At 62.2% G+C, this 16466-nt stretch carries 12 protein-coding genes; all 12 read right to left on the reverse strand.

The window, feature by feature from the left end; all coding sequences use genetic code 11:
- On the reverse strand, positions 1-345 hold a 345-nt coding region (locus HMPREF3014_RS28460; protein ID WP_070734541.1), incomplete at its 3' end, for a TrbC/VirB2 family type IV secretion system protein.
- Complete coding sequence (trbB, locus tag HMPREF3014_RS28465) at positions 342-1355, reverse strand: P-type conjugative transfer ATPase TrbB (protein ID WP_023087071.1); 1014 nt, start codon at positions 1353-1355, stop codon at positions 342-344. The genes trbB and HMPREF3014_RS28460, both read right to left, overlap by 4 nt.
- The gene (locus HMPREF3014_RS28470) at positions 1352-1813 is read right to left on the reverse strand and encodes a ribbon-helix-helix protein, CopG family (protein ID WP_023087070.1); all 462 of its coding nucleotides are present in this window, start codon (positions 1811-1813) and stop codon (positions 1352-1354) included. Before HMPREF3014_RS28470 ends, trbB begins: the two co-directional genes overlap by 4 nt.
- Entirely contained in the window at positions 1810-3810 is a 2001-nt protein-coding gene (locus HMPREF3014_RS28475) for a conjugal transfer protein TraG (protein WP_023087069.1), read from the reverse strand. The genes HMPREF3014_RS28470 and HMPREF3014_RS28475 overlap by 4 nt, the downstream gene beginning before the upstream one ends.
- Positions 3811-4031: 221 nt before the next feature.
- Complete coding sequence (locus tag HMPREF3014_RS28480) at positions 4032-4295, reverse strand: EexN family lipoprotein (RefSeq protein WP_023087068.1); 264 nt, start codon at positions 4293-4295, stop codon at positions 4032-4034.
- Complete coding sequence (locus HMPREF3014_RS28485) at positions 4292-5227, reverse strand: LysR family transcriptional regulator (protein ID WP_023087067.1); 936 nt, start codon at positions 5225-5227, stop codon at positions 4292-4294. Before HMPREF3014_RS28485 ends, HMPREF3014_RS28480 begins: the two co-directional genes overlap by 4 nt.
- Before the next feature lie 292 nt (positions 5228-5519).
- Positions 5520-6893 carry an MFS transporter gene (locus HMPREF3014_RS28490; RefSeq protein WP_023087066.1) on the reverse strand — a complete coding sequence of 458 codons (1374 nt, stop codon included), beginning with the start codon at positions 6891-6893 and terminating at the stop codon, positions 5520-5522.
- A gap of 16 nt (positions 6894-6909) precedes the next feature.
- Positions 6910-9381 carry a LuxR C-terminal-related transcriptional regulator gene (locus HMPREF3014_RS28495; RefSeq protein ID WP_023087065.1) on the reverse strand — a complete coding sequence of 824 codons (2472 nt, stop codon included), beginning with the start codon at positions 9379-9381 and terminating at the stop codon, positions 6910-6912.
- Positions 9382-9406: 25 nt separating this feature from the next.
- Positions 9407-10570 carry a saccharopine dehydrogenase family protein gene (locus HMPREF3014_RS28500; protein ID WP_023087064.1) on the reverse strand — a complete coding sequence of 388 codons (1164 nt, stop codon included), beginning with the start codon at positions 10568-10570 and terminating at the stop codon, positions 9407-9409.
- Between the two features lie 66 nt (positions 10571-10636).
- On the reverse strand, positions 10637-11941 hold the full coding sequence (locus tag HMPREF3014_RS28505; protein WP_044305142.1) for a DUF1329 domain-containing protein: 1305 nt from the start codon (positions 11939-11941) through the stop codon (positions 10637-10639).
- A gap of 54 nt (positions 11942-11995) precedes the next feature.
- Complete coding sequence (locus tag HMPREF3014_RS28510; protein ID WP_023087062.1) at positions 11996-13807, reverse strand: DUF1302 domain-containing protein; 1812 nt, start codon at positions 13805-13807, stop codon at positions 11996-11998.
- Between the two features lie 239 nt (positions 13808-14046).
- Positions 14047-16020, reverse strand: a complete 1974-nt coding sequence (locus HMPREF3014_RS28515) for a relaxase/mobilization nuclease and DUF3363 domain-containing protein (RefSeq protein ID WP_023087061.1) — start codon at positions 16018-16020, stop codon at positions 14047-14049.
- Positions 16021-16466 lie beyond the last annotated feature (446 nt).

Here is a 16466-nt window from a genome sequence, read left to right on the forward strand (position 1 = left end):
GAAGAACGAGGACGCGGCGAAGGCGATGCTCAAGCCGAACACGATCTGGATCAGCTTGCGAAAGCCGCCCGAGGTGTCGCCGAACGCCAGCGCGAGCCCCGTGGCGATGATGATGATCACCGCCACGATGCGCGCGACCGGCCCCTGGATCGACTCGAGGATGGATTCGAGCGGACCTTCCCAGGGCATCGAAGAGCCGGCGGCCCTCGCCGTGCCGGCCGTCATCAGCATGACGGCGGCCAGCAGCAGGCCACTCCGCACGGGAGCGGCCAGGCGATGCAGGCGTGCGAGGACCGGAACCGGATTTACGGAAAAGCGGAAAGCAGGGGCGCGTGTCGGCGTCATGGCAGTTCTCCAGGCGTGGTCGGGGACAGGAAAAAGGGCGTGAGCTGATCGGCGAGCGGCTCTCCCGGCACTTCCGCCAGGCGGTAGCCCGCCTCGTCGAAGCCGGTTACGCGGGCGATGCTCTCGATGCGGCGCTTGCGGCCGCGGCCGGCGATGAAGACCACCACGTTGACCGCCTCGGCGATCAGCGCACGCGGCGGATTCACCGCCACTTCGAGCACCAGTTGTTCCAGGCGCAGCAGCGCGCCCAGGGCGGAGCCGGCATGGAGAGTGGCGATACCGCCTGGATGGCCAGTGCCCCACACCTTGATGAGATCCAACGCCTCGCCGCCGCGCACCTCACCAACCACCACGCGGTCAGGGCGCAGGCGCATCGTGGCGCGCACCAGCTCGCGCATGGACACCACACCCGCGCGGGTGCGCAGCGGCACGTGGTCGCGCGCGGCGCATTGCAGCTCGATGGTGTCCTCGAGCACCAGCACGCGGTCGCCGGTGGCGGCGATCTCCGCGAGCAAGGCATTGGCCAGCGTGGTCTTGCCGGTGCTGGTGCCGCCGGCGATCAGGATGTTCTGTCGCTCGCGCACCGCGCCGCGCAGGAACTCGGCCTGCGCGGCAGTCATCATCCCGTCGGTCACGTAGCTCTCCAGCGGGATGACACCCACGGCGCGCTTGCGAAGCGCGAAGGCCGGCCCCGGCGCCGCCGGCGGCAGGATGCCCTCGAAACGCTCACCCGTTTCAGGTAGTTCGGCGGTCAGCAACGGCTGGCCGCGATGCACTTCCGCGCCGACGTGAGCAGCGACCAGACGGATGATGCGCTCGCCGTCTTCCTCGGACAGTTCCGCGCCCAGCGGTGCGCGCCCTGACGACAGGCGATCGACCCAGAGCGTGCGGTCGGGGTTGAGCATGATCTCGACCACGTCCGGGTCTTCGAGCGCGGCGGCGATCACCGGCCCCATTGCCGTGCGGAGCATGCAGATGCGCCGGTCCAGCGAGGTCACCGTGGCACTCATGAGGCACGCTCCCGCGCTTCGCCCAGCACCGCCTCATCCGCGTGCGGGCTGTCCGGGTACAGCTCCTCAACCACGTCGCGTACCAGGCTGCGCCCACGCAGCAGGTGGCGTCCGAGCTGCTCCACGAATTGCTCGAAGCGCGCCTTGCCCTGGGCCTTGGCCGCTTCCTGGTGCGCCTCGGGCACCGGCGTGCTGACGGTCAGGAAGTAGCGCACGAATAGTGCCAGCGTCTCGATCTCGATGGCCTGGTCGCGTTCCAGGCGCTCGAACTGGCGCGACAGGCGATCCAGCCGCTTGGCGATGACCGCCTCGCGCTGGTCGCCCGCATCCGGCGACAGCCACGATGCGAGCGCCGCAGCGACGATGGAAGACTTGGACACGCCCTTCTTGGCGGCCAGCTCGTCCAGTCGGCGGGCATGCTCGGGCTGAATGAACAGGTTGAGGCGGTACTGGCTCATAGCTGGATTCCGTCGTCAGGATCGAGGGAAGCAAGCCGGGCGACCCGCTGTATGGCCGGATCGAGCTGGCGAGAGAGAACGGGCTGCAGATCATCGTCATCGAGCAGCGCCAGGTCGCTGCAGGCTGGCGCCCGCTCCGGGCTGTAGGCGACGGTCTCGGGCAGCTCGGGCTGGTGGCGTGGACCACCCTCCTCGACGGTGACGGCCAATTCATCGCCCAGGGCCGAAGCCAAGGGTGCCGGCACAGCCGGTATGGCCAGGCCGCTCCAGTCGTCCGCTCGCGCCGGCGGTGCGTCGGCGTAGCGCCCGGCCACGAGGACGGGAGGCGGCAGCACGCGATGCTTGAAGTTGGCGTCGGTGTAGTAGCGCAGCTTCCTGGCCCTGATCGGCGCGACGCTGGAGATCATCACCACGGCCTCGTCCGGCGGCAGCTGCATCACCTCTCCAGGCGTCAGCAGCGGTCGCGCTGTTTCCTGACGTGAAACCATCAGGTGCCCCAACCATGGCGCGAGCCGGTGGCCTGCGTAGTTGCGTTGCGCGCGCAGCTCCGTCGCGGTGCCCAGCGTCTCGGAAATGCGTTTGGCCGTGCGCTCGTCGTTGGTGGCGAAGGTCACACGCACATGGCAGTTGTCGAGGATGGAATGGTTCTGCCCGTAGGCCTTGTCTATCTGGTTGAGCGATTGGGCAATGAGAAAGCTGCGGATACCGTAACCGGCCATGAAGGCAAGCGCCGTCTCGAAGAAGTCGAGCCTGCCCAATGCAGGGAACTCGTCGAGCATCAGCAGTAGCTTGTGGCGGCGCTCGATGCCGTCAGAACCGTCGAGCGATTCGGTGAGCCGCCGCCCGATCTGGTTCAAGATGAGCCGAATCAACGGCTTGGTGCGACTGATATCGGACGGCGGCACCACCAGGTACAGCGACACCGGATGCTCGGCGGCGATCAGGTCGGCGATGCGCCAGTCGCACCGCGAGGTGACCTCGGCCACCGTGGGATCACGGTACAGGCCGAGAAACGACATGGCGGTGCTCAGCACACCCGAGCGCTCGTTCTCCGACTTGTTGAGCACTTCGCGTGCGGCGGACGCCACCACTGGATGCGTCCCGTCACCCAGGTGACGCGTCGTCATCATCTGGTGGAGCGTCACCTCGAATGGGCATGCCGGGTCGCTCAGGAAGTTGGCGACGCCGCGCAGCGTCTTGTCTTCGCCCGCAAAGAGCACGTGCAGGATGGCGCCGACTAGCAGCGCGTGGCTGGTCTTTTCCCAATGGTTGCGGCGCTCCAGCGCACCTTCAGGGTCGACCAGGATGTCGGCGATGTTCTGCACATCGCGCACTTCATGCGAGCCGCGTCGAACCTCCAGCAACGGGTTGTAGGCAGCCGACAGCGGGTCGGTGGGGTTGAACAGCAGGCAATGCGAGCAGCGCGAGCGCCAGCCGGCGGTGAGGTTCCAGTTCTCGCCCTTGATGTCGTGGATGACCGCCGAGGCCGGCCAGCTCAGCAGCGTGGGGATAACCAGGCCGACGCCCTTGCCGGAGCGTGTCGGTGCGAAGGCCAAAACATGCTCAGGCCCTTCGTGGCGCAGGTACTGGTCGCCATGCAGGCCAAGGAAAACCCCCGCTGTCTGGTCCAGGCCCGCCTTGTGGATGTCGGCGGCCTCGGCCCAGCGCGCCGAACCATAGGTCGTGACCAGGCGCGACTGGCGCGAACGCCTGATCGACATGGCGATGGCGACCGCCACGGCGACCATGCCACTGGCGGCTGCAATGGCGCCCCCGATGTCGAAGACCTGTGGCGCATAGGCACCGAAGAAGAACCACCAGTCGAACAACCGCCAGGGGTGATAGACCGGCGTGCCGAAGCAGTCGAACCAGGGCGAGCCCAGGCGTACCTGATAACCCAGGGCGGAGGCTGTCCATTGCGTGGCGGTCCACACGCCGGCGATCACGATGCCAAATACGGCGGCGATCTGCCCGAACAGCACGTTCGTCCCTTGCATTTCCCGGCTCCCAATCTCTCCAGTGAAGACAGCAAAAATGCTGGCTGCGTAGTCGAGATTCGGTGCCGGGGCAGTGCCGGTCAAAGATCTTTATCGGGATAAAACTAAACCGGAGCGCATCAATTCATGCGAGAGCAGATGTAGGGAAAATACCGCAAGCACGAGCGCATGGCAGCGTGTAGGGCGAGAACATGGAAGGTGTGTGGAGGCCCCACACACGATCAGAGCTTGGGCGGCTCTTTCGGCAGCGTGTAGGGCACTTTCCCATCGCCATAGAACCGTTTGCGCGTGGCCTCGGCCACACGGTTGCACAGTTCGTCACCCAGCTGGGCGCGCTCCAGCTTGCACTGCTGGCGCAGCTCTTTCAGTCGTGCGGGATCGACCACGAGCTCATCAATCGTAGGCAACGCCGACGTCGTCGGTGTTTCAGGCTGACCGCAGGCCGCAAGGGCCAGGACACAGAGAAACGGCATAATTTTCTTCATGGCTCGATTTCCTCCCTGGTATTGGTCTGGCTAGCGATCTGGACGTCATCCGAAGAATCGATGGTCTGTACCCGCTCGATGAAGCGAGCCAGCGTTGCCGATGGTTCACGCGACGAACGCAGCAGATAGGTCGTAAGTTGAGGAGAGCCCCTTAATGCGCGACCCACGACACCCGATTCGCGGCTAGCCGCGATGCACGACTCGCCGGTCAGACCCAAGGCGAAACCAGCCGCGACAAGCGCCATCATCAGGTCGCAGGAGGCCACCTGCTCCGCGACCAGGGGCTCGGCTTCGGTCTGGCGCAGGAAGCGCTCGACCTGCCGTGCATGGCCTTCACACGCCTGTGGGTCACATAACACCAGTGGATAACGCAGCAGTTCTTCCAACGAAATGCGTTTGTGGGACAGGATGGGATGGCGCTCAGGCACCGCCGCCACCAGTGGCTCGCTCCAGGCCAAAATAGCAACGACGCCATCTCCGACCTCGTCCGACTGGGCGAACCCCACGTCATAAAGATCGTCATGCAGTCCCTTGATCTGCTGCGACAGCGACACCTCAAACAAGCGAATCTCGACCTCCGGCTCCTCTTGCCGGCATAGCGCCAGAAACGAAGAGAAGCGCAAGGGAGAGATCCCGTCCGAGAGAGCCACCCTCAGTTGGCCGCAGTACCCATTCGCGACGGCCTTCACGCTGTCGCGCGCCTGTTGCAAAGCAGTAAATACGCGCGGCACATGCTCCAGAAACAGTCGCCCGGCATGCGTAAGCCTCGTGCTCCGCGTGGTTCGCAGGAAGAGCTGCGTGCCCAGCTCTTCCTCAAGCTCCTTGATCGCACGCGATAACGGTGACTGCTCGATATGCAACCGCTCAGCCGCACGAGCAAAGTGCAACTCCTCTGCAACGGCCAGGAAGCAGCGAAGATGTCGAAGTTCCACTTTTGACACTTTCCCTTGTCATATAAGACAAAAAATTAATAAAATCCGACCACAAACATCAACCCAAAAGCAGCGAAATCAAATAACTCCCGAAGACTTCTCGAAGAATGAACCCAACCAGCACACCATACCCGCCACAAGCAAGAAAAAATCTTCAGCGAGAATAACACCAGAATACCCAAAGCCAACTACAGTCACTACACGACACCCAGCCAAGCTCACATACAACGCCAAATAACGATTACCTAACCCCCCTATATAAAATTCGGGACACTCTAAGTGAACGATGACATCAGCCAGACGAAAGCCCAGGACTCTGCTGCGCCTTGTTTGACAAATGATCACGCCCACCTAGCCCAGACATAGCTTTGGCAGAACACAGCAAAGCTGGTATCGAGAGCAAGCAAACCAGCGCCGGTAGCAAAGTGGCCATCAATAGAATCCCATACAATGCGGTCTCACTCTGCTCCAACACCTGGACACCCGCGCCCTGCTGAAACCCGACTAGTTGCAAAACCAGACCACTGAGCCCGGCACCGATAGCCAAACCAACTTTCTCTCCCCATATCCAAAGTCCAGTGAAAGCACCTTCCTCGGCAATTCCCGTCCTCGCTCGCTGCAGCGCGATAATGTCAGGAACAATCGCGAAGCAAAATAATTGTTGGCCAGCATTGGCTATGCCGAACAGGATGATTGCAAATGCTAAACCGACGTTACCGTACATAATGAGCCATAAAGACGCGGTTGCTGCTGCATAGAGCACTGTAGCCACAATAAAGGCTAGGTGTTTACCTATACGCCTCGACAGTAAAGTCCAGCACCAAGTAGTAACAACCGTGAGCAGAGCCATACCTGCGAAGATGCTGGGGATGGTGCTTTCCTTATTCCCCAGCCAATACTTGTCGTAAAATGGCAACATTGCTGTGCAGATACTCACCGAGACCATCTGCACGATGAATCCCAACCACAACCAAGTGAACGCCTTGTTGCTGAACGGTGCCAGCATGTTTCTTGGCGGATGTGCGATAGGTCTGTGAGCAGGGATACCGCCGGTACCAACTACCGCGCCAGCCATTCCAGCAAAAGCGATCAGCCCTACGAGGATTCCCATCTGGGCATAGCCCTTCTCGCCCCCTCCCCCCGCCCCCACAAGCCAAGGCGCCAGGCTTCCTGCGAGAACGAAACCAATGGCAAGTAAACCACTGCGCCAGGCGGCAACTCTGGTTCTGGCATGCGGATCTTCAGTAGCTTCGGCTAGCAAGGTTGCATAAGGCACCGTGAATAGTGAATAGGCGGTGGAGGTCAGCGTATAGAACGCAATCACCCAGGCCAGCGAATACCGCCAGTCATTGAAACTCGGAGGAGAAAACATCAGTGCAAAGGTGGCCAGGAACATCACGCTACCTACAGCCATCAATGGTCGACGGCGCCCCCAGCGGGTTTGCAGGCGATCTGACCAACGACCGATCAGTGGATCACTGATCAACTCCCAGAGTTTCGGGATCAGCAAGCCTCCGCCAGCCATACCGGCGGGGATACCAAGGGTTTCCGTCATAAAGAACAGCAGCAACACCTGGGGAGTCAGAATAAATATGGCCGGACCGAAACTGCCCAGCCCATAGGCAGGAGCGAAGTAGCGTGAAGGGAGATTGTTCGTACTTTGCATTTCGCTTCCTTAAAAGTCACAAGAGCAGGCCAAGGGCTTTGGCTCGAGCTGCCGCCATCGTCCGATTGCTGGCTTTAAGCTTCGAGTTGATGTGCTTGGCGTGGGTTTTCACGGTATGCAGGGATAGCGAGAGGATTGAGGCGATCTCGTTATTGGAATAGCCCTTCGCTATCAAGCCCAGCACTACCAACTCACGCTGGCTGAGCAATTCCGTTTCTTGTGTCGGCATACCCTGGGGGATGACGGCAATATCGTTCTCCGATGTAGGTTCGACTACTCCTGATTGAATGCCCGTGAGTAAATTGCGCTGCCCTTGATGCACCGCCATCGCCGCTGCAGAGGCGAAAAGTCGCTCCGACTGGAGCACGTCACCTTTCATGCGGCGGACCTCCGCCAAGGCGTATCGAGCCTGGCAGACAAGAACTTCGAAAGTGTTTCCCTCCGCCCACTCCAGCACTGCGTCAAGTAGAAGACCTGCATCACCTAATGAGCCTCTGGAGCACAGAACCTCAGCTTGAAGGAAGCCCAACAGGGCGTGCAGTTCGGGAAACGAACTTGGAGAAGTGAGGGCTTGCGTGCCTTCATACTGCTCACGCAGTCGAGACAGTAACTGGCTTGCCGAGCTGGAATGGTTGCTCCGCAGCCAGACCCTGGCAGTGCTCATGCTCAGAACACCGCGATAGATGACTTCGGCGACATTCCACGCATGCATCTGGCGCTGCACATTAACCAGGCGCTGCTGCGCCGAGGCGAAATCGCCATTGTTAGCATCGAGTTGAGCCAACAAGACATGGCCGTAGACGCTCACCGGGCTACGGCAGGCCTGGACCAGCAACATCCCATCCTCCAAGGTCTGGCGTGCTTGGTGCTCCTGGCCAGTGAGGATCAACAACCAGCCGCGCCGGATCGACTTGCATCCCTTTAGCAGAGCGGAGCTAGGGTTCTGGGCCAGCAGCAAGTCGATCTGGTCAAGAACCAGAAGGGCCTGGGGCAGATTGCCTGCGAGTTCGTCGATCTGCGCTTGGTCGAGCATAAGCAGGCATTCGAAAAGCACTTCGCCCTTGCGCCGCGACAACTCGATCCCCTGATGCTGCAGATGCCTGGCCGTGGCGATGTCACCGAGGGCAAGGCTGGCACGGGTCAGGCATGAGAAGCAGAGGATCATCTGCGCCCACAGGCCATTTCGCGCCAACCCATCGAGGGCCTGGAAACCCAGGCTACGGGCCTTCTGAGCCTGCCCCTGATGCAGCGACAGCTCGGCGCTCAGGGCCATGCGCAGGTCGCTATCTCGCTCCGCAATCAGTTCGATGGTGGCCTCGGCCTCATCCAGCCGCCCCCCCATCAACAGGGACCTGGCGATGATCTCCAGAGCCTCCGGATGTTGTTTGAGCCAGTCCGGGCCAAGCTGATCGATGCCTTCTAGCAGATAGTTCAGGTTCTGCCCGATATACAGCTCGCGCGGGGCAGTCCGCCCTATGGACACAAGCGCACGCGAGGTGTCCGGAATGGCCAGCGCATATCGGAAGGCCTCGACATGAGCGCCGGCAAGATGCAGCCAACTGCTGGCGGCAAGCAAAGGAGCAGCTTGGTCCGGGTAGCGCTCCTGAAGGATCCTCTTGAGCGGAGCAAACAACGTAAAGCGGTCTTCGGAGCCTGGCAGACGGTGCATGAAGACTTGTTGCTCCAGAAGCCGGTTCAGAGCCAGTGGATCGTCGGCGAGGAAGGTACAGAGCGGTCCGTCGACGAATGGCGCATGGGCGATGACGCGCAAGAGGTCGAGCATCTCCGCTGACAGGTACTCCATCACTTCGCTGTCGAGGTAGTCCTGTATCAGCGCGTTCCGGTGCAATAGGCCGCTCGCATGGTGGCCCACCGACTGCAACGAGAGCAGGTGCAGGCGAATGCCGGCGATCCAACCTTCGCTCTGCCGCTGCAGGTCCTCGGCGGAAATGCTGCGGGCCATGTTCAGCCTCGACAGCAGCATTTCAGTCTCGCCGACGGTAAACGCCAGGTCGTCTCCATCCAGGATGAGCAGTTCGTCGGCCAGCAGCCAGCGACCAATCCGCCAGGCGGGTCGGCAGCGTGCGCAAACCAGCCACTGAAGACCTGGCGGGGATGCCTCGAACAGGCGTTCGAGCCATTTGTCCGTGGTTGCCTCGTTGCTGTAGCCGTCCAGCACGACGAATGCATTTACGTGCCGTTGCAAGGCCTCCTCTACCTGGCCGAAGGAAGCCTCGGCATCGAGACCGAGCGCCCCGGCGAGCTGACTGCAGAATTGCTCGAGCCCACCCGGCGAACTATGCAGATCCAACCAAAGCAACGGCTGCCGAGCCTGCTCAGCGAGCTGCCGGGCAAGCTCGCTCTTGCCGAAGCCGGCCGGCGCATGTAACAAGCGGATGCGCCGACAGCGCCCCGGCTCGAGCCGTTCCAGCAGGCGAGTACGCACGATCAAGCCCGGCTTTCTCGATGCTTCGCTTGGCGAGGTCATGCTGCTCGTCCTCCGGTCGCCGGGGTCAGTGGGCGAATGTCACGGTCAGGCCGCAGTCCCGCCCTTCGACGAAGCCATTCAACAAGGCGAAGAAGGCATCGGCATCGATTGCCTGCTCGGGGGAGAATACCCCAGATCCCTTCACGGCTCCCTGATGCAGCAGCGGCAGGAACAACGCATGGGGGATGCCGGTGACCGCGCTCATGCCTCCGCTCGGCACATGCCGCAGGCGCGCGCCAGCCCGTGCCGGCCGGCCGTCTTTGAGGCCGCCGGCAAAAGCCAGGATGCCCGGCGCGTCCGGACCTTCATGCTCCTGCAGGCGCTGGCGGCGTTTCTCACGGCCACCATCGCTGGTCAGAAGGGCGGCAGCCTGCTCCAGGCTCATCGCGCCGGCGCGCACATGGTCCGCCAGCTGGTGCAGGTCGTCGATGATGGTTTCGACGCCGAGCATGCCGTTCAGGCAGTTGCGCAGACCAGTGTAGTGGCGCGGCAGGGTGACGGCCTCGGGGTGGCCGATGGTCCAGATATCCAGCTTGCCGACGCCCGGGTAGTCGAAACCGCAATGCTCCAGCGGCAAGCGGTCCTCGACTCGACCGTCTCGCACCAGCGGAATCTTCTCGCTCAGGCAGTGCACCAGATGTACTGCCGCCGCGTCGGTATTGGCCTCGTTCTCGTCGAAGAAACCATCGTCCTCGTTGTGGGCATTGGACAGGCGCCAGGCCGAGTACAGTTCGTGCACTTCGTCCAGTTGCTCGGCAGCCTTGACCGCCAGCAGGTTGGCGATGCCAGGGCTGGCACCGAGCCCGATGACCGCTGTGACGCCCTGGCGCCTCGCCTCCTCGTCGAGGGCGAGCATGTCCAGGGTCGGCTCCCAGTCATCGCAGATGTCGCAGTAGTTCTTGCCTTCGGCGATAGCTGCTCGCAGCACCGGCAGGCCAAACCGGAAGAATGGGCCGGCGGAGTTGAGGACCACGTCGCACTGGCGGATCGCCTGACGCAAAGCGTTTTCGTCGGTGATGTCCAGATAGATTGCGCGGATGCGCGGATCATTCAGCGACCGGGCGAAGCGATCGGCACGCTCATGGTCAATGCCGGCCAGGACGATCTCCTCGACAAATGGGAATCCCAGTGCGGTGCGGGCCGTGGTTCTTCCCATGCCGCCGCCGCCACCGATGGACAAAACTTTCATTAGGCCTCTCCTGCCTGATTGCGATTGGTTGGCCGAAGCGAAGTGCTCCGGCCTGATGGAGTGATTTCAGCGCACGCCGCTCTTGCGCAGCGCCGAGGGGGTGTAGTCGCTTATCCGCGCCTTGAAGCCATATTCGAAGCTGCGCGCCTCCTCGTTCTTCATGCCCAGCGCCAGATAGCGGCCTGCCTGCAGGTCGTAGAGAGCTTCGAGGGTGTAGCCCATATGCTGATGGTCGAAGTACTGCTGGGCATGCCCCTCACCTACGCGCCACAGCTGTCCCCGCCCGTCGAAGTGATCGGCCAGGGCGATCTGCCAGCTATCCTCGTCGACGTAGAACACGCGTTTGGCGTAGATATTGCGCTGGCCATCCCTGAGAGTGGCCTCGACCACCCAGACCCGGTGCAGCTCGTAGCGCGCCAGATCCTGGTTGATATGGCCGGCCTTGATGACCTGCTCGTACTTGAGCGCAGGAGAGTCCAACTCATAGCTGTTGTACGGGATGTAAACCTCACGCTTACCCAGCAGCTTCCAGTCGTAGCGATCCATTGCCCCGCCGAACATGTCGAAGTTATCGGTGGTGCGCAGGCCATCCGAGGCAGTACCCGGTCCGTCGTACGCCACCTGCGGGGCTCGCCGGACTCGGCGCTGGCCAGAGTTGTAGACCCAGGCAAGACGCGGCTCTTTCAACTGGTCGAGTGTCTCGTACACCAGCAGCACGTTCCCGGCCAGGCGCGCGGGGGCAGTCACCTTCTGCTTGAACAGTTGCAGCAGGTTTTGTGCTCGCGCAGGCTCGATGCCCTCAGCCTGAGCCGGTTCGACAATTTCCTCCTCGAAATGCACGGTGGTGAAGTCGCCATTCACCTGGGGCGTTACCTGGGTGATCCAGCGCCGGAAATTGCCTCCGTGATAGCGGGCCTGGTGGTTCCATATCACTTCGGTACCCGTCTTCGGTAGCGGGAACGGGTAGTAGCTGGTGGTGAAGTTTTCGATGCTCAGTCCGTTCGAACCGAGCCTGGTGACCTCGGCATTGGTGGCGGCAGCCTTATAAAGGCGCTCAGGCAAGGCGAGCGTGCGGTGGGTCGGATACACGGGCAGGCGATAGGTATCCGGATAGCGACGCAACATCGCCATCTGCCCCTCGCTGAGGTGCTCGCTGTATCGTTCGGCGTTCTGTGCGGTGATCACGAACAGCGGCTTCTCGTCGGCGAAAGGGTTGGAGAGAAAGCCCTTGCCATCGACACTGGCCGCGTCGGTTGGCAAGCCGCCGGTCCATGCGGGAATAGTCCCCTCCTTGTTGCCAGCCTTCTCGGCACCCAGGGGGGTTAGGCCAGTGAAATCAGCCGCGACCACTGGCAGGCTGGAACCGCCCATGACCAGCCAGGCGAAAGGCAACCACAAATACATTCTCATGGCGTTTTCCTCTAGTTAGAAGCTGACACTGACGCTGGCTGCGACATAGTCACGATCAGTAGTCGGGTTGAACTCGCCACCGAAGAAATCGGTGTAGGAAATCGTGGCGCTGTAGCGGTTCAGGTAACTGGCGTTGAGCGCCAGGTACACCGACTTGGCGCCCTCGTTGAAGTTAGGGCCGTAGCCATCTACGTCGTGGGACCAGGCAATCTCTGGCGTGAGGTTGATGCCGGCAATGACGTTGCTGTATTCCAGACTGGTAGCCAGGCGGTACCCCCAGGAGCCACTGGTATAGAAGCCGTGTCCATTGCAGTTGTCGGGGTTGTCGGTATTCAGAAGCCCCTCGCACAGCCCCGGGACGCCCACTTCCCCGTACCCATAAATGGAGTCGCGGCCAAAACGCAGTTCTCCTGGCCCACTCTTCAGGCCATTGATGCGGTTGTAAGCCACCTCACCCAGGAGCGACATGCGCTCCGCGCCCGCGACTTGGTCGATGAAGTGGATCGCGGCCAGTTGCACTTGGCTGACGGGCATCCGCTTGTAGCCAGCCACGTATGCGCCAGGACGCAAGGGGCCATCATTGATTACTGAGGGACTGATTGGCTGCCCTACCCCGCTCCAGGCCGGCGGAAGGCCGGTCACCGAGTCGAGCCCAAGAGCGGCGAATGTGAGGTCAGTGCTATTGAGCTGGAGCGGCATGTTTGGTCGATAGCTGAACTCACCGCTAATCGAGGTACTCCCGAGAGTGGTCTGGAAACTAAGACCATACAGGCGCATATCCTCGGGGTACTCGACTAGGTAACCCGCCTTTGGAGAGTTGCCGATCAAGTTGGGATCGAAGCCCGGATCAGTCGCATCCAACACCGAACTGCTTGTGACACTGTAAACAGGCATCCGGCTATGCAGGTTCATGGCATAGAGGCCGATTTCGGTGTCGTTCAACTGGGGAACGAACCAGCGCAGCGCCACGCCGTACTGCCCACCATCGCGAGCATCCCGGTCCTTAAGGCGTGGGACGAACAGGTTGCCTGCATTGTTCGGGTTGTAGTCGCTGCCGAAGATCAGATTGCGATCATTGCAGCCATCGGCCACCACATCGGTACCCGAGAAGAAGGTGCCGCAGTTGTCGACGACCGTCTTGTCCCATTCGAGCTGATAGAAAGCCTCCATGGACAGGTTGGCGGCCAGGTCTTGGCCGAGATAGAACATATTGACCGGTATCAAGCCTTCCTTGATCTCCGCACCGGGGCGGCGGAAGGCGGCCACATCGATAGGGTTGATCTGGTTTACACCGCGGATGAAGAGGTTCTCGCCCCAGCTGACCACCTGTTTGCCGAGGCGCGCCGTGCCGGCCAGCTCGTTGATTTCGTAGCCGGTATAGACGAAGGCGTCGAGAATCTCCGCACCCGAGGCCTTAGCGCTGCGGGCACGACCGCTGTCGTCAATATCGAAGAGCCGCTGGTGACCATCCTTCAGCTCGAAGTCGTACCAGTACTTGCCACGCAGGAATACACCGCTATCGCCGTACTTCAGCTCCAGATCGTGAACGCCCTTGAAGGTGTTGGAGATCAGATCGCGTTTCTTGAAGTTCAAGCGACCGTCGTCGGACGACAGGGTCGATGCTGTTCCGCCGTTGCCGACTCCGACGAAGTCCCGATCCGGATCACGCATGGCCCAGCTCGCGCCGACTGAAAGGGTGCTATCGAAATTTCCTTCGATCTCACCCACGTCAAAGCTCAAGGCTTGCACCTGGGGTACCTGTGCCAGGGAAACCAGCGGTAGCAATATGAGCGGCAGCCTTTTTGCCTTTCTTGTTGTGAATGCCATAACTCCTCCCATGAAGGGGGTATCCCTTCGGAGGAAGCAGATTCGCAATCAAAGCTTCATGCGGGAATGACTCCATGGGGGTATTCGTCAATACCCCCATGGCAGCGCTTCTCTAGAATATGAATCTTTACATTGAGCTAAATGACTCCAGGCGAACCCGCGTACAGATGGCACGCAGTCAAGTCGGGTACAAATGCAGCACTGCTTTATGTCACGCCTGTGCGCTCATATCAGTGCAACTATCGCCCTATGCCTCTATCAACATCCCAGGTCGCTCCCGGCCCGCTTATCGTGACTGAAACTGACTGGCCCAAGTAGCGCTCAGCCACTCCCTTCCAAGGAACCAGGCTGAATCCCTTGCCATCATCGAGCACCGCGTAACGTCCGCTTGCGAGCATGATGCTACGCCGATAGATGCCAGCAACTCGCTGTCCCTCATGCAAAGGCCGATACACCAACCCGGTTTCGGCAGCAATCTCCCGAGCGGTTTGGCTCAGCTCCCGATTGCGCAGGGCAGCCAGCAGGTTGCGCGCCAGTATCACTCGTTGGCCTTGCCTTTCCGCCAGGCCTTGCTCGACCAAGAAATCCGCACGCTGCTGAATGGCCTGCCGCACCTCGCCAGCAAACCCGAGTTCGCCTAGCCCTCGCCCACTTCCAATCAGTTGCTGGTCGAGCCAGGTGGCGCCAATTATGCGAGCCAGCTTTTCAATCGGCAGGTGCGATTTCAGCTCCACAGCAACTCCCCCTCGGCGCTGCGCGTCGTACTGGCGGCCACGCTCGGGCAAATCGTCCGGCACCTTCCACAGCCCTTCAGCCATACGCTCCACGATACCGGCACGACGCAGGGTTTCCAGTCGGCGGACGTGAGTCGCCACGATCTCCTGCGGATCGCGGCCAGTCTTTGCCTGGCCCTGAGCAACTTCCAGATGATGGTCGGTGCGATACAGGCCATCGCTCGCCAGTGCGACAATGGTGCGGTCGGCCGCACGTATCTCGGCCGAGCCACGCACCTCCACCACCGAGCCTGTGGGGTAGTTCGCTAGTTCGTCGCGGGCGTTAAGCGCGACGTAGTGGGCCTTGCCGTCCACGCCGTCGATGATTAGGTAGCCCCGGTCGCGCAACTCGTCGGCCAGCCCTTTGGCGGTCACCCGGCCGATCACGGTACGCCCCTCCTGTCCCGGCTCGAATACCGCCAGCTCGCGCGGCTGGCCGCCCATGGCGCGCTGCAGGGTGCGGATGATGTCGCCACGCTCGCCCAGGGCGCGCAAGGTCTTTTCCGCGTCCGCTTGGACGGCCCAGGTGCCGGGCTGTGTCTCGTCGGCCAGCCCCAGGCGCTGCAAGCGTTGCAGGCGGCCGATCAGCAGCAGGCGCTGGCGTTGCAGACGGGGCTCGTTGAGGCGTTCGACATGTATCTGGCCATCGTCGCCAACCTCGCGTTGCAGCATGCGATCCAGGCTCGTCCAGCGCTCCTGCTCCACCTCACGCCGCAGGATCCGCTGGATCTCCAGCTCGGTGCGCGGCCCCAGCCATTCAGTGGCGAGCTCGGCAGCCCGGTGGCGGAAGCCATGGGCGATGTAGTCGCCGGCAATGATGAGGTCCTTGCCGGTGTCGTCGCGCCCACGCACGACAATATGGGTGTGCGGGTTGTCGGTGTTCCAGTGATCCACCGCCACCCAGTCCAGGCGCGTGCCCAGGTCGGCCTCCATGCGCCCCATCAGGTGTCGGGTGTAGGTGCGCAGATCGTCCAGCTCGGCACCATCCTCCGGCGCGACGATGAAGCGGAAATGATGCCGGTCACCGACGCAGCGCTCCCTGAAGGGACTGAGGTCGGCATCGTCCGCCTGCGGCCCGTAGGCCCTCCCCGGCTCGCCATCGCGGCCGGCGCCGTCGCGTTCGATGTAGCGCAGGTGCTTGGCCAGCGACCGTGGGCTGGCCTGGCGCTGGTTGACCAGCAGGGTCTTGATGGTCACCCGGCGCGAGAATGGCGTAAGGGAGGTGCCCGCGAAGCGCGCTGCCGTGTGCCCACGCCCCAGGCGCGAGCCGGGCCGCTGACCGGCGTACTGTCCCTTGCCACTGGCCAGTGCCGGGCGGCGCACAGCCGACTTGCCACCGGCCTTGCCGACCTGCTTGAGCACCTTGGAGACAAAGCCCTTGCCACGATTCTTCGGGGCGTTGGGCCGGATGCGGAAATCGTCGTCACGCCGGTCGGTCATGGCTGTTCCCTCGTCGGGCCAGGGCGAGTCCTGGCGTGTGAAGCACACGGGCATGCTGGCATCGGCGCGGGTTGCGCGTCGCACACAGCACGGCGGCGAAGCCGCGCCGTGCCGCTCCTCCCCCACGTGCAGACTGGTGTTGCGGGCGAGCAGGTGCCGCCCCCTTTTGTCTTGCCTTCCGCTTTGCTCTGCTCTGCCCCTGGCCTCGGCGACCAGGCGGCTCTGCCGCACCAGCAGCCAGCCTGTCTGCGAATGCGCCAATGGCCGCAGGCCGGAGGCGTTCGAGGCAAGACAGCTGCACGCAGGACAGCTGCGCCGGATGTTGCGCGAAGCGTGGTGCGGATGCGCCCGCGCTGCACGTGCGACGACACGGCAGCAGCAGCGAATCGGCGACCATCATGGATGTGTCTCCGACCAGATCGGGCGCGCGACGCCGATCACGGCGG

The organism is Pseudomonas sp. HMSC065H01 (assembly GCF_001815235.1).
Taxonomy (GTDB): Bacteria; Pseudomonadota; Gammaproteobacteria; order Pseudomonadales; family Pseudomonadaceae; genus Pseudomonas; species Pseudomonas aeruginosa.

Coding starts and splice junctions, on each gene's coding strand:
- HMPREF3014_RS28470 (WP_023087070.1), bottom strand. CDS start 1,813: ATGAGCCAGTACCGCCTCAACCTGTTCATTCAGCCCGAGCATGCCCGC.
- HMPREF3014_RS28495 (WP_023087065.1), bottom strand. CDS start 9,381: ATGACCTCGCCAAGCGAAGCATCGAGAAAGCCGGGCTTGATCGTGCGT.
- HMPREF3014_RS28490 (WP_023087066.1), bottom strand. CDS start 6,893: ATGCAAAGTACGAACAATCTCCCTTCACGCTACTTCGCTCCTGCCTAT.
- HMPREF3014_RS28480 (WP_023087068.1), bottom strand. CDS start 4,295: ATGAAGAAAATTATGCCGTTTCTCTGTGTCCTGGCCCTTGCGGCCTGC.
- HMPREF3014_RS28500 (WP_023087064.1), bottom strand. CDS start 10,570: ATGAAAGTTTTGTCCATCGGTGGCGGCGGCGGCATGGGAAGAACCACG.
- HMPREF3014_RS28475 (WP_023087069.1), bottom strand. CDS start 3,810: ATGCAAGGGACGAACGTGCTGTTCGGGCAGATCGCCGCCGTATTTGGC.
- HMPREF3014_RS28510 (WP_023087062.1), bottom strand. CDS start 13,807: ATGGCATTCACAACAAGAAAGGCAAAAAGGCTGCCGCTCATATTGCTA.
- trbB (WP_023087071.1), bottom strand. CDS start 1,355: ATGAGTGCCACGGTGACCTCGCTGGACCGGCGCATCTGCATGCTCCGC.
- HMPREF3014_RS28505 (WP_044305142.1), bottom strand. CDS start 11,941: ATGGGCGGTTCCAGCCTGCCAGTGGTCGCGGCTGATTTCACTGGCCTA.
- HMPREF3014_RS28515 (WP_023087061.1), bottom strand. CDS start 16,020: ATGACCGACCGGCGTGACGACGATTTCCGCATCCGGCCCAACGCCCCG.